Below are 13,599 nucleotides of genomic sequence, written 5' to 3' on the forward strand. Positions count from 1 at the left end.
GATAATAAAAGAGGTGAAAGTATGGCAAAACCATTAGTGGCCGTAGTTGGTCGTCCAAATGTAGGTAAATCTACATTATTTAATGCCATTGTTAATAAACGAATTTCTATCGTCGAGGATATACCTGGCGTTACACGAGATAGAATTTACTTCGATGCAGAATGGCTTAATCGTGAGTTTACAATGATTGATACAGGTGGTATCGAGTTTGTAACAGAGAACAGCCATGTTATTCCTAAAATGATGCGTTTACAAGCTGAACTCGCTATTGAAGAAGCTGATGTAATCCTCTTTGTGGTTGATGGCAAGCAAGGTATTGTACCGGCTGATGAAGAAGTGGCCAATATTTTACGTACTAGTGGAAAACCAGTAGTCCTTGTAGTGAATAAAATTGACAGTGTAAATCAAGAACCTAATATTTATGAGTTTTATAATTTGGGACTTGGTGATCCAATTGGTATTTCTGCAAAGAATTTAATGAATCTAGGTGATTTATTAGATGATACGGTTAAACATTTCCCACCGGTAGGAACTAATGTAGATGAGGAAGATACCATTCATGTGGCCATCATTGGTCGTCCTAATGTAGGTAAATCATCATTGACCAATGCACTGTTAGGTCAAGATCGCGTTATCGTTTCCGATGTAGCTGGCACTACTCGGGACTCTATTGATACGCACTGGACACATGGGGATCAAAAATTTGTACTTATCGACACAGCGGGGATGAGACGTAAATCCAAGATTGATGAAGCTGTTGAACGTTACAGCATTGTTCGCTCTCTTCGTTCCGTTGATCGCTCTGATATTGTTGTACTTGTATTAGATGGCGTTGATGGCGTTACAGAACAAGATAAAAAAATTGCCGGTTATGCGTACGAAGCTGGCAAGGGTGTTATCATTGTAGTAAACAAATGGGACCTTGTAGAAAAAGATGATAAAACTACATTGAGATATACTGAAGACATTTATGATGAGTTAGGATTCTTGCAATTTGCACCAATTCTATTTGCTTCTGCATTGACAAAACAACGTATTCATCGTTTAGCTGATATGCTTAAATTCGTATCAGAACAACAATATCGTCGTGTTTCTACTGGTACATTAAATCAATTACTACAAGATGCTCAAACTGTAAATCCAGTTCCATCCCGTAATGGTAGAATTCCAAAAATTTACTATATGACACAAGCCAGTGTTAAACCTCCAACATTTATCCTATTTGTAAATGAACCTGAATTAATTCATTTCTCGTATATGCGTTTCTTGGAAAATCGTTTACGTGAAAGTTTTGGCTTCGAAGGGACTCCAATTCGATTAATCCTTCGTGGTAAAAAACGTGAAGATGAAGAGTAATAAGTACAAAGGGTAAGGGTGAGAGTTGTGAATGATTTTATGCCTATTATAGGGTATGCGTTATTAGCCTATGTAATCGGTTCAATTCCTAGCGGACTCATTATTGGTAAATTATTTTTCAATACAGATGTCCGTCTATATGGATCCAAAAATATAGGTGCTACAAATACATATCGTGTTATTGGTTTAAAGGCAGCGCTTCCTGTATTTTTCTGTGATGCATTAAAGGGTGCCATTGGGGTATTTTTGTTTTCCCATTTAAATCCCATGTACATGATTCTAGGTGGCATTTTGGCCATGGTTGGACACAATTGGTCAGTATTTCTTGGCTTTAAAGGTGGACGTGGTGTTGCAACTGGTTTGGGGGTACTCATTGCATTATCTCCAATAGTTGCAGTTATTTGTTTTGCTATTTGGGGCATCATTGTATATTTCACTAAATTAGTCTCTCTAGGTTCTATAGTAGCTGCTGCGCTTGTTCCTGTATTGATGTATGTAATGGGTGAATCCTGGTGGTTTGTAGGATTTGGTGCGCTAGCTGCATTGTTTGTTATCATACGTCATCGAGAAAATATTTCTCGTTTACTAGCTGGTAAAGAATTAAAGGTAGAACGCGTTAAAAAAGGAGAGTAATATGAAAGTTTGCATCATCGGATCTGGTAGTTGGGGGACAGCTCTTGCTATTAAATCTGTAGTGGCCGGAAATGATACAACCTTATATTGCAGACGTTCAGAGTTTAAGGATGAACTTATTAAGTACAGGGAAAATAAGTCATATTTAGCTGGTGTTATATTGCCTGATGAACTCATCATTAGTTCTGATTTACAAACATCTATTGAGCAGGCTGATATTGTACTGATTGTTACACCATCTATTCATGTGCGCACAGCTTTACAGAATTTAAAAAGATATGCTCACAAAGATCAAATATACGTGTTATGCTCTAAAGGTGTAGAACGGGAAAGTGGTAAGTTATTGACTACAGTCATGAAGGAGGAATTATCCTCTGTCGGATGCCATTTAACTGTTTTATCCGGTCCTAATCACGCTGAGGAAATTGGTAGAAACTTACCTGCTGCAGCCGTAGTAGGTACGACATCTATGGACATAGGTAAAAAGGTACAACAGGCATTACACAGCAAAGAATTTCGTATATATACGAGTGACGATTATATTGGTGTTGAATTAGCAGGGGCTACAAAAAATGTAATAGCCTTGGCTGCTGGTATCGTTGATGGATTGTCTCTTGGAGATAATTGTAAGGCTTTATTACTAACTCGTGGTCTACATGAAATGACTCGATTTGGTTTAGCTCTCGGTGCAAGAAAAGAAACTTATGCAGGCTTAGCTGGTATGGGGGATTTAATCGCTACTTGTATGAGCCAGCATAGTCGTAACCGTGCTGCAGGACAACAGCTAGCAGATGGTAAAACAATGGACTACATTATGAATCATACAAATATGGTGGTAGAAGGCTTTTTTGCAACATCTATTATTCGAGATATGGCCATAAAACACCATGTAGAAATGCCTATCACACAATCACTATATGAGGTATTATATGAAGAGAAGTCCCCTCAATTAGCATTGCAAGAATTGATGGGCCGAGATAGTAAAATCGAAGTATCATAATTGTAAAAGATACTTTTATTTTAGGTATTTATATACTATAATTAATGAGTATAATCTAGTGAGGATTGTATGCGAATTATCGGAGGCACTGCAAAGGGCCATACTATAAAAGCTCCGAAGGGGATGGATACACGTCCCACCTTGGATCGTGTTCGTGAAAGTATCTTCAACGTATTAGCGCATCGCGGTATATTTGGTACTCGTATATTAGATTTATTTTCTGGTACTGGTGCAGTTGCCATTGAAGCGCTCAGTCGTGGAGCTGAATCAGCGATTGCTGTTGATTATCGAACTGGTAAATTAATTCGAGAGAATGCGGAACATTGTCGTGTGTTGGATCGAATTCAAATCATACCTAAGAAACTTTCACAATTGAAACATTTTATAGGTGACCAGCAGTTCGATTATATTTTTTCTGATCCACCATATGAAAATGGCTTTATACAGGAGACTATTGATTTTGTTGTGGCTCATGATGCATTAGCTGATGATGGTGTTTTAGTCTTGGAACATCATAAAGATGAGGCTTTCACCATGCCACCAGAATGGGAATGTATAAAGGAACAAAAATTTGGTTACACCCTTGTTTCATATTTTGTGAAACATAGTGAAAGGAGTTAGACCCTTGCGGATAGGAGTTTGCCCAGGAAGTTTTGACCCCGTTACAAATGGTCACGTTGACATTTTTGAGCGCGGTAGTCGTCTCGTAGATAAGTTGATTATCGCTGTAAGTTCAAATCCTAATAAGAATTCATTGTTTACTATGGAAGAACGCGTTGAGATGATTCGAAATGCGGTTAAGCATATTCCTAATGTAGAAATCGACTGTACAGGTGGATTACTCATCGATTATGTTAAATCCAAAAATGCAAGTATTATTATTCGTGGACTTAGAGCTCTTAGTGATTTTGAATATGAATTTCAACGTGCTCTATTTGCAAAATACTTGGATGATGATATTGAAACAGTGTTTATTATGACCAATAATAAATATTCTTTTGTAAGCTCAACAGGGATTCGTGAGTTAGCTAAATTTGGTGGTAAGTTAGATGGACTTGTTCCTGACGATGTAAAGATAAAATTAGAAAAACGTTTTAACATCGATGGTAATAAATAATAGGAGTGAATTGTATGAAAACAGAAAAATTACTTGAAGATTTAGAGGTTCTTATTGAATCTAGCAGCCGTATTCCTATGACTACAAAACGCATGGTTGAAGAAGATGAAATTATGCGTATTATCGATGCAATTCAAGAATCTTTACCACTTGAGCTCGATGAATCTCGTCGTATTGTGGCCGAAAAAGATAAAGTATTGGCTGATGCTCAACGTCAAGCTGAAACATTAATCGATCAAGCCAAAGATTACATTGCTAAATTGACTGCTGAAAGTGAACTTGTTAAGCAAGCACAAGAACAAGCTAATCAAATTATCAATGCTGCAAACCAATCTTCTGAAGAGTTGAAATCTAGCTCTATTCAATATGCTGGTGACGTATTGAAATATGTAGAAAACAATTTAGAAAAAACGTTGGAAAGCCTTCGTCAAAACCGCGAAAGCTTGCAACAAAGTGAACAAAAAACTGAAAATCAATAATATATTGTAATTAGTACAGATAATGCTAATGATTGCAGAGAAAACCCCCGATAGGTATCTATCGGGGTTTTGTTATTCCTCATACATAGGTGGTTTTTCTGGTTCAACAATCATTGTTTGATGAGTGTTAAAAATCACAAATCCTAAAGGTGATTTAGGTGGTTTTTTGATATTTTTTATATATGTATAGTCTACAGGAACCTTTGATGAATGACGGGCCTTGCTAAAATAGGCAGCATATTTTGCTACTTGTGAAATGAGCATATCATCAGGTTCATGATTCGTACGTAAAATAAGATGGGAACCTTGAATATCCTGTGTATGAAACCACAAATCATTTGGTTTTGCAAAACGATGAGTTAAGTATTCATTTTGCTGGTTATTTCGTCCGATATAAAGTTCGCCTTCTGGGATTTCAAGATGAATGTAATTCGATTTTCCCAATTTATAGGAGAGAGGTTTTTTAGATTTCTTAATAATGCCTGCATCCATACATTCATGGCGTATTTCTTCTAGTGATTCTCTAGTTGTGGCTAAAGATAAACTGTATAAGATTGTTCTATAATATTTTAATTTTATCGTACTTTGGTCTAGTTGGTATTGGCCACTAATAATTCGATTCTTTAATTTTGTATATAGTTTGTAATACCATTGTCCATTTTCCACAATGGTCAATTCAGGTTTTAAGGGAATTGTTATAGTTTCTGCTGATTCTGAAAGTAAATTTTGTACGTCAATGGAAGATTGATAGTGAGCTTGTATATGACTATTAATCATCAAAAGATCACCATATAATTTATAGGTTTCCATCTTTTTAGTATCATCTAGTTCATCTTTAATCTTTTTGTGACGTAACTCTTCTTTTTTTATAGCATTAGCTATAATACGTTCCAATTCCTTGTCAGCCGTATGAATTGAACCCGTGTCAGCGATAGACTGTTCTATTGCTTTTGAGATGGTTGGATACGTTTCTATTAATGTACAATCCGTTTCCATTGGACATGGCATATATATTTTTTTACCATTTTCATTTTTATAGACATATAATTGATTAGCGTTTAATAATTTTTCTTTTAAAGTTTCTAGAGCCCCTGATAATTTTTGAATTGCATCATCTGATAAGGCTTTTAGTTCTTCAGTGCCATCTAAATTAGATAATGTTAGAACATAATCTAATAGTGATTTACCAAATCCATTAAAGAGAGAGCGTATAGTATTAGTGACTGTACCAGATCCAAAGGATGTAAGAAGATTTAATATTTCTTCCTCATTAAAATCTAGTAAAGATACACGATTAGAATTAGGTGGTAATTCATATGCCATCTTAGGACCTACTGAACGTTCTCTGTTCATTAATGGCGATACATGAATAATAGATTCTAAAATTATATCATTTTGCACAAAGATACAGTTAGAATATTTCCCCATAAGTTCAATATATATCGATGTTGAGGTGATGGAACCATCCATTTCAAGCTTATCAATATGGATACAGAGGATACGATCTCCGTTAATTTGTTCTACAGATGTAATACGACTGCCCTCTATATGTTTGCGAAGAAACATACATAATGAACTAGGTTCTTTGGGTAAATCTTGGATAGGTTTACATAAATATATTGCAGGATTGGCACCTACAGTTATCATCAGATTTACGTCTTGATTAGCATTACGTACTTTAAAAAGTAATGAGTGTTTATCTACTTGATAAAGTTTTTGTATTTGTCCACTCTGTAGGCTTTCATTTAATTCTCTTGCCAATACAGACATGGTTAATCCGTCTAAATTCATGGTGATCCTTTCATTTGGTAACTCACAATGTATAGTTTAGTATAACATAGATAATTAATAGATATCTTTAAAATTCGTGATACAATATATAAAAAGGAGGTTCTTCCATGAATAGCATGACGGGATTTGGGCGAGCAACTCAAATTGTAGATGGTTTACAATGTATCATAGAAATTAAATCTGTTAATTCTAGATTTTTAGATCTCAACATACGAAGTCCTAAACAAGTTAATTCTGTAGAGCATAGTATCCGTAAATGTATACAAAAAACCATACATCGAGGTAAAGTTGATGTGTTTGTAACATTGCAGGATGTAGCGGATAGAGAAAAACAATTCATAATAAATAGTTCTTTAAAACATCAAATTCAAGACTTACTGGTATCAGAAGGATTTTATAGGGAGCCTCAAGAGGTACCTTTATCGGCAGTGATGGCCATATCCAATGATTGGGTACAAATCCAAGATTCTGAAGTTACAGAAGATGTACTTCAGTCTTTAGTTACTGATACTACAACTAATGCACTTAATGCATTAGTCAGTATGCGACAATCTGAGGGGATTCATATTCAACAAGATTTGTTACACCGGCTTTCACAAATGACAAATATTATAGAAGACATTAACAGTCATAAAGCCGATGCTGTTATTGCTTATAAAGAAAATTTGCGAACTAAAATGATGGACTATGTGGACGGTCTTGACATTACTGCCAATGAAGATCGTTTACTACAAGAAGTTGCTATTATGGCTGACAAAACTGATATTACGGAAGAGATTGTCCGATTTAGGTCTCATGTGGTACAATTAACAAATACACTTAAGATGGATGAACCGATTGGTCGTAAGTTAGATTTTATCATTCAAGAGATGAATCGTGAGGTTAATACGATTGGCTCAAAAGCGATGGATATAACACTGACAGACCATGTGGTACAATTGAAATGTGAATTAGAAAAAATTAGAGAACAAGTACAGAATATTGAGTAAGGAGGTCTATTTATGAGTATCCAATTACTAAACATTGGTTTTGGTAATATGGTTTCTGCTAATCGCGTTATCGCTATTATTAGTCCTGAATCTGCACCTATTAAACGCATGGTTCAAGATGCAAGAGATAAAAGTCTCCTCATAGATGCAACCTATGGACGTAAAACTCGGGCTGTGCTCGTTATGGATAGTGGGCAAATCGTTTTGTCAGCTATTCAACCTGAAACGGTGGCACATCGTATTGTGCAACACGAAGTCGATGAAGATACTGTAGAAGCTTAGGAGTTAATATGGCAGATCGAGGTTTATTAATTGTTATCTCCGGCCCATCTGGTGCAGGCAAGGGAACGATTTGTTCTAATATACGAGGTGAAATGCCTAATCTTGTATATTCTGTATCTATGACCACACGTGAACCTCGGGTTGGAGAAAAGGAAGGAACTAATTATTTCTTCCGCACAAAAGAAGAATTTGAATCATTATTGTCAGAAGATGCATTTTTAGAGTATGCTAAGGTATATGATAATTATTATGGCACCCCAAAACAACATGTGATGAATTTGTTGGATGAAGGGAAGAGTGTACTTCTTGAAATCGATATTCAAGGTGCTATGCAAGTTAAAGAGCGATTTAGTGATGCCGTATTTATTTATATTGTGCCACCGTCTTTAACCGAATTATCTGAACGTCTTCATAATCGAGGAACTGATGCAAAAGAGGTTATCGATAAGCGTTTATCATTGGCATGTTCTGAGTTAGCATTAGCTCATCGTTATGATTATATTGTGGTCAATGATGATTTAGAGGATGCGTCTTTAAAGGTTGCTTCTATATTGCGTGCTGAAGCTTGTAAAATCAGTCGTAATAAAGAGCAAATTCAATATATTTATAAGCAATATCAAGAGTCTAAGGAGAAGTGATAGTATGATGGTAAAACCTCCATTGAAAGCATTGGAAAAACGTGTAGATAGTAAATATACATTGGTAACGCTAGCAGCTAAACGCGCTCGCGAGTTGACCGATGGTGAAGAATGTCTTGCTACAGATATTCATAATACAGATAAACCTGTATCTTTAGCATTCTATGAGATTGCTGAAGGTGAAGTAACATATAAACGCACTAAAGAAGGTATTAAATAATTTTACTCAAAATTCCTTGTACATTTTGTACAAGGAATTTTTAAAAGGAGAATTATGAAAGGGAAACATATTATCGTAGGTGTTTCAGCAGGTATTGCTGCATATAAAGCAATTGAAGTGGTAAGTCGTTTGCGAAAAGCTGGGGCAGAGGTCAAAGTGGTAATGACGAAAAATGCTACTCATATTGCGACACCTATGACATTTGGTGAAATTAGTGGTCATCCTGTAGCTGTTGATATGTGGGAAGAAATCCACGATTGGAATGTAGAACATATTGCTCTTGCAACCTGGGCTGATGCCTATATTGTGGTACCAGCCACAGCTAATGTAATTGGTAAAATACGAGCTGGTATTGCCGATGATATGCTCACTACAACAATTATGGCAACGCCAGCACCTAAATTTTTATGTCCTGCTATGAATACAGAGATGTTCAATAATCCTATTGTACAGAGAAATTTAAAGGATTTATCATCTTTGGGATACCATATTATGCAACCCGATGCTGGTTGGCTAGCTTGTGGCGTAACAGGTGTGGGTAGACTACCAGCACCAGAAGAGATTGTTAATTGGTTGACAGAAGAATTACATTCTCTAGATGGGACTGGTAAATTAGCTGGTAAGACTATTCTTGTTACAGCTGGTGGAACACAAGAAAATATTGACCCTGTTAGATATATAGGTAACAGATCTAGTGGAAAGATGGGATATGCCATTGCGGCTGCTGCTGTTAAGGAAAAGGCTCGCGTAATTCTAGTGAGTGCCCCTACATCATTAGAGATTCCTAAAGGTGTTGAGTATGTGCCTGTAGATTCTGCGGAATCTATGCAGGAGGCTGTTAATTCCTATTACGAATCAACAGATGTGGTGATAATGGCTGCGGCTGTTTCAGATTTTAGGGTGGCTAATAAAGCGCCTCAAAAAATCAAAAAAATGGAATCTATGACTTTAGATCTCGTAAAGAATCCGGATATACTTAAAGGACTGGGAGAGCATAAAACCCATCAATTACTGGTTGGTTTTGCTGCAGAAACAGAACATGTTGTCGATTACGGCATGGATAAAGTACGTCGCAAAAACCTTGATATGTTAGTAGCTAATGATGTAAGCAAATCAAATGCTGGATTTAATGTAGATACGAATGAAGGCTATTTTTTATATCCTAATAAAGAGCCTAAAATAATGCCAAATATGCAAAAATCAGAATTGGCTAGATACATTATTGGAGAAGTTATTGAATTGTTAGCTGTAAAATAGCTTATGTAATGTTGTCTATAGTTTGTAGGTGTAGTCGCATTACCATTGGCTATGGCGTTTACAATAGCTAGTGGTGTTACACTGCAAGCTGGTATATATACTGCTATTATTGATGAGCATAGCTAAACTAGGCAATGTGATTAGATATATATCAGCGCCTGTTATCATAAAGTGAATTAACTTGATTTTTCTACAAAAATGGTATACAATTTATATCGTAATTTAACTCATCAAGAGTAGTGGAGGGAAAGGCCCGTTGAAGCTACAGCAACCCTTTTTAAAAGAAGGTGCTAATTCCAACAGTCATGGACTGATAGATGGGTCTCCCTCATGAGAGACCATGAGGGATTTTTTTATTATAGGAGGCAAAAATGGCAGAAAAACATATGTTTTTTACTTCTGAATCCGTTACGGAAGGCCATCCAGATAAAATAGCTGACCAAATTTCTGATGCTGTTTTGGATGCGATTATTGAAAAAGATCCAAAGGCTCGTGTAGCTTGTGAAACACTTGTGACTACAGGTTTAGTCCATGTCGTAGGGGAAATCTCTACAAGCACATATGTTGATATTCCTCGTGTAGTACGTGATACAATTCGAGAAATTGGTTATACTCGTGCAAAATATGGTTTCGATTGTGACACTTGTGGTGTGTTAGTATCTATTGATGAACAATCTGCAGATATCGCTATGGGTGTAGACGAAGCATTAGAATCTAAAGATGGTAATAGCGAAATCAATGATAAAATTGGCGCTGGTGACCAAGGCATGATGTTTGGTTACGCAACAAATGAAACACCTGAATATATGCCTATGCCAATTTCTTTAGCACATCGTTTATCCCGTCGTTTAGCAGAAGTTCGTAAGAATGGCACATTAACATATCTTCGTCCAGATGGTAAAACACAAGTTACTGTAGAATATGTTGACAATCAACCTAAACGTATTGATACAATCGTTATTTCTACGCAACATAGCCCAGAAGTAACACAAGAGCAAATTAAAAATGATTTGAAACGCTATGTTATCGATGCAGCACTTCCTGCAGAATTCATCGATGAAAACACTAAATTCTTCATTAATCCTACAGGTCGTTTCGTTATCGGCGGTCCTCATGGTGATGCTGGTTTAACAGGTCGTAAAATCATCGTTGATACGTATGGTGGTATGGCTCGTCATGGTGGCGGTGCTTTCTCTGGTAAGGATCCTTCCAAGGTTGACCGTTCCGCAGCATATGCAGCTCGTTACGTAGCTAAAAATGTTGTAGCTGCAGGTCTCGCAGATAAATGCGAAGTACAAGTAGCGTATGCGATTGGTGTTGCAAAACCTGTATCCATTTTAGTTGATACATTTGGTACTGCTAAGATTGCAGAAGAAAAAATTCAAGAATTAGTAAGCAAACATTTCGACTTGCGCCCAGCAGGTATCATTGAAATGCTTGATTTATTAAAGCCTCATTATCGTAAGACGGCTGCGTATGGTCACTTTGGTAGAACTGATGTTGATCTTCCATGGGAACGTACTGATAAAGCTGATATTTTACGTCACGAAACTGGCTTATAATAGTAAAGACTTAGTAGACTTGTCTACTAAGTCTTTTTTTATCTCCTCTAGGATATGTTATAATAATTAGATTAGAGGAGGTGAACTAATGCGCGTAGCAAGTATTATTATTAATAGACCTGCCAAACAATTACATAAACCGTTAAGCTATTTGTTACCAGAGAAATTTGGTGATGTGAAAGCAGGGACTCGTGTATTAGTTCCCTTAGGTGCTAGTCGTGAAGAGGGCATCCTTATTGGGTATGAAGAACTATTAGAGAAACCAACATTTACTTTGCGTTCTATAATAGATATTCTTGATAGTGATCCTTGGTTTACTCGGGAAATGATGGATACGGCACAGAAAATTAGTCGTTATTTTTTGTGTTCCTTTGGAGATGCTTTACGTCTTTTTACTGTGCATAAAACATTAAAATCTTACGATGCACCAAAAGAAGAATGGCTCGTTGTAACGCCAGAGTTTAAGATTGATCAATTAAGTTCTAAGAAGCGCAAGCAGCGTGAGTTGGCTAACTATCTCATCGAGGTAGGTGGGGCTCCTAAATCTTTATTAAGAGCCAAAGGCTATTCTTATATGGTTATTAAACAGGTCGGTGAAGAGCATGGCATTCATATTGAAGAACGCTTTAAAGATACAAAAACTTCTTTTACCGAATTGCTGAGTGGCGAAGAAACAATTCCGTTAACTGAAGCACAACAAATTGTATATGAACCGATTAAGCAGATGATGGACCTTGAATCGTATAATACATTCCTTTTGCATGGTGTAACTGGTAGTGGTAAAACACAAATTTATTTAAAAGCTGCTGCTCGTTGTATAGGAAAAGGTAAAACCGCCATTATTCTAGTTCCTGAAATTATATTAACCGATCAGATTGTTCGTCGTTTTGTTTCTACCTTTGGTGATGAAGTTGTTGTTTTCCATAGTAAACTAACCATTAGTGAGCGAAATAATAACTGGGAACGTATACGAAGGAAGGATAGCCATATCATTATTGGCGCTCGTTCTGCCGTTTTCGCGCCTGCTGAAGATATTGGGCTTATTGTATTAGATGAAGAACATGATACATCTTATAAACAGGAAGATATGATTCGTTATAATGCAAAAAATGTCGCATTATGGAGAGGTATGGCTCATGATTGTCCTGTTATTTTAGGCTCTGCTACACCTGCTATCACATCGTATTACAAGGCTTTACAAGGACAATATAAGCTGTTAGAGTTGCCAACCCGTATCTTTGATCAACCGATGCCAAATGTTCAAATTGTAGATATGAAAGAAGAAATGATCCGTGGCAACTACTCGGTGTTCTCCGATGCTATGACACATCTTATTGAGCGTACATTAGCGGATGGAAATCAGATGATTATTCTTTTAAATCGTCGTGGCTACAGCACATTTGTCATGTGTCGTGATTGTGGTGAAACGATTATGTGTCCTCATTGTGAGGTTGCTATGGTGTACCATCAAGCCGGTGAAGAGTTGCGGTGTCACTATTGTGAGCACCATGAACCAATTCCTTCAGTATGCCCTAAATGTCAAAGTAAAAGAATTAAATTCTTTGGCTCTGGCACACAAAAAGTTGAAGAAGAATTACGCCGACATTTTAAAGGCGCTCGTATTGCGCGTTTAGATCAAGATGTAACTAAGCATAAGGATATGGGCGAAGAAATTCTTCAAGATTTTGGTAAACATAAATATGATATTTTATTAGGGACCCAAATGGTTTCTAAAGGGCATGATTTTAAGGATGTAACAGCTGTAGGTATATTGACGGCTGATTCTGTCTTAAATATACCTGTTTATTCAGCTTCTGAACGTGCATTTGATCTACTAACGCAAACATCAGGAAGAGCGGGTCGTGGTGATAAGGTTGGCAGTGTTGTTATACAAACATATAATCCTTTAAATTATGCTATAATAAAGAGTAAGGCTCATGATTATTTGGGCTTTTACAATGAAGAAATAGTAAATCGTAAGGACTTAGGGTATCCACCATTTCGCGAAATGATTTATATGGTTATAAGACATGCGAAGGAAGAAATGGCTGAATCGATTTCTCAAAAAATTGTAGATGATTTGGAAACAAATTTTAAATCACAATCGATTGATGTTAATGGTCCTTATGAAGCAGGCATTAAAAAGATTCGCGATATGTATCGTTTATCGATTATGATTCGCGGAGAAAATTTAGATGCCGTAAAAGATTATATATATAATTCTTGGATTTTTACACAAGAAGGTCTACTTATCGATGTAGACCCTATTTGATAA

At 36.5% G+C, this 13,599-nt stretch carries 14 protein-coding genes and 1 riboswitch; of the genes, 13 read left to right on the forward strand and 1 reads right to left on the reverse strand.

Features of this window, described 5'->3' with window-relative positions:
- The first annotated feature begins 21 nt into the window (after positions 1–21).
- The 6 genes from der to VAHSUH02_RS05115 all read left to right on the forward strand — a co-directional run bounded on the left by der (position 22) and on the right by VAHSUH02_RS05115 (position 4,585).
- Entirely contained in the window at positions 22–1,356 is a 1,335-nt protein-coding gene (der, locus tag VAHSUH02_RS05090) for a ribosome biogenesis GTPase Der (RefSeq protein ID WP_005381310.1), read from the forward strand.
- A 39-nt stretch (positions 1,357–1,395) separates the two neighbouring features.
- Complete coding sequence (gene plsY / locus VAHSUH02_RS05095; protein WP_005383216.1) at positions 1,396–1,989, forward strand: glycerol-3-phosphate 1-O-acyltransferase PlsY; 594 nt, start codon at positions 1,396–1,398, stop codon at positions 1,987–1,989.
- A gap of 1 nt (position 1,990) precedes the next feature.
- Positions 1,991–2,989, forward strand: coding sequence for an NAD(P)H-dependent glycerol-3-phosphate dehydrogenase (locus VAHSUH02_RS05100; protein WP_005383218.1), 999 nt, complete (start codon positions 1,991–1,993; stop codon positions 2,987–2,989).
- Between the two features lie 69 nt (positions 2,990–3,058).
- Positions 3,059–3,610 carry a 16S rRNA (guanine(966)-N(2))-methyltransferase RsmD gene (rsmD, locus tag VAHSUH02_RS05105; RefSeq protein ID WP_005383220.1) on the forward strand — a complete coding sequence of 184 codons (552 nt, stop codon included), beginning with the start codon at positions 3,059–3,061 and terminating at the stop codon, positions 3,608–3,610.
- A 4-nt stretch (positions 3,611–3,614) separates the two neighbouring features.
- Entirely contained in the window at positions 3,615–4,106 is a 492-nt protein-coding gene (coaD, locus tag VAHSUH02_RS05110; protein WP_005378904.1) for a pantetheine-phosphate adenylyltransferase, read from the forward strand.
- A 14-nt stretch (positions 4,107–4,120) separates the two neighbouring features.
- The gene (locus tag VAHSUH02_RS05115) at positions 4,121–4,585 is read left to right on the forward strand and encodes a hypothetical protein (protein ID WP_005378819.1); all 465 of its coding nucleotides are present in this window, start codon (positions 4,121–4,123) and stop codon (positions 4,583–4,585) included.
- Positions 4,586–4,657: 72 nt separating this feature from the next.
- On the opposite strand, the gene VAHSUH02_RS05120 is transcribed toward VAHSUH02_RS05115, so the two are convergent.
- Positions 4,658–6,376, reverse strand: coding sequence for an Rqc2 family fibronectin-binding protein (locus tag VAHSUH02_RS05120; protein WP_005383224.1), 1,719 nt, complete (start codon positions 6,374–6,376; stop codon positions 4,658–4,660).
- Between the two features lie 107 nt (positions 6,377–6,483).
- On the opposite strand from VAHSUH02_RS05120, the gene VAHSUH02_RS05125 reads away from it, so the two are divergent.
- From VAHSUH02_RS05125 to priA, 7 genes are all read left to right on the forward strand, one after another.
- The gene (locus VAHSUH02_RS05125) at positions 6,484–7,365 is read left to right on the forward strand and encodes a YicC/YloC family endoribonuclease (RefSeq protein ID WP_005383226.1); all 882 of its coding nucleotides are present in this window, start codon (positions 6,484–6,486) and stop codon (positions 7,363–7,365) included.
- A 12-nt stretch (positions 7,366–7,377) separates the two neighbouring features.
- Positions 7,378–7,647: an extracellular matrix/biofilm regulator RemA gene (gene remA / locus VAHSUH02_RS05130; protein WP_005379012.1), complete on the forward strand. Its 270-nt coding sequence runs from the start codon at positions 7,378–7,380 to the stop codon at positions 7,645–7,647.
- An 8-nt stretch (positions 7,648–7,655) separates the two neighbouring features.
- Positions 7,656–8,285 (forward strand): guanylate kinase, encoded by a 630-nt coding sequence (gene gmk, locus VAHSUH02_RS05135; RefSeq protein ID WP_005383227.1) that lies wholly within the window; start codon positions 7,656–7,658, stop codon positions 8,283–8,285.
- Between the two features lie 4 nt (positions 8,286–8,289).
- Positions 8,290–8,505, forward strand: a complete 216-nt coding sequence (gene rpoZ / locus VAHSUH02_RS05140) for a DNA-directed RNA polymerase subunit omega (protein ID WP_005378818.1) — start codon at positions 8,290–8,292, stop codon at positions 8,503–8,505.
- A gap of 54 nt (positions 8,506–8,559) precedes the next feature.
- Positions 8,560–9,762, forward strand: a complete 1,203-nt coding sequence (gene coaBC, locus VAHSUH02_RS05145) for a bifunctional phosphopantothenoylcysteine decarboxylase/phosphopantothenate--cysteine ligase CoaBC (protein WP_005383229.1) — start codon at positions 8,560–8,562, stop codon at positions 9,760–9,762.
- A gap of 224 nt (positions 9,763–9,986) precedes the next feature.
- A riboswitch (SAM riboswitch) is annotated at positions 9,987–10,086 on the forward strand.
- A gap of 47 nt (positions 10,087–10,133) precedes the next feature.
- Complete coding sequence (gene metK / locus VAHSUH02_RS05150) at positions 10,134–11,324, forward strand: methionine adenosyltransferase (protein ID WP_005383231.1); 1,191 nt, start codon at positions 10,134–10,136, stop codon at positions 11,322–11,324.
- 88 nt (positions 11,325–11,412) lie between these two features.
- Complete coding sequence (gene priA / locus VAHSUH02_RS05155) at positions 11,413–13,596, forward strand: replication restart helicase PriA (protein WP_005383234.1); 2,184 nt, start codon at positions 11,413–11,415, stop codon at positions 13,594–13,596.
- Positions 13,597–13,599 lie beyond the last annotated feature (3 nt).

It is taken from the genome of Veillonella atypica KON (assembly GCF_002959915.1).
In the GTDB taxonomy this organism is placed as follows: Bacteria; Bacillota; Negativicutes; order Veillonellales; family Veillonellaceae; genus Veillonella; species Veillonella atypica.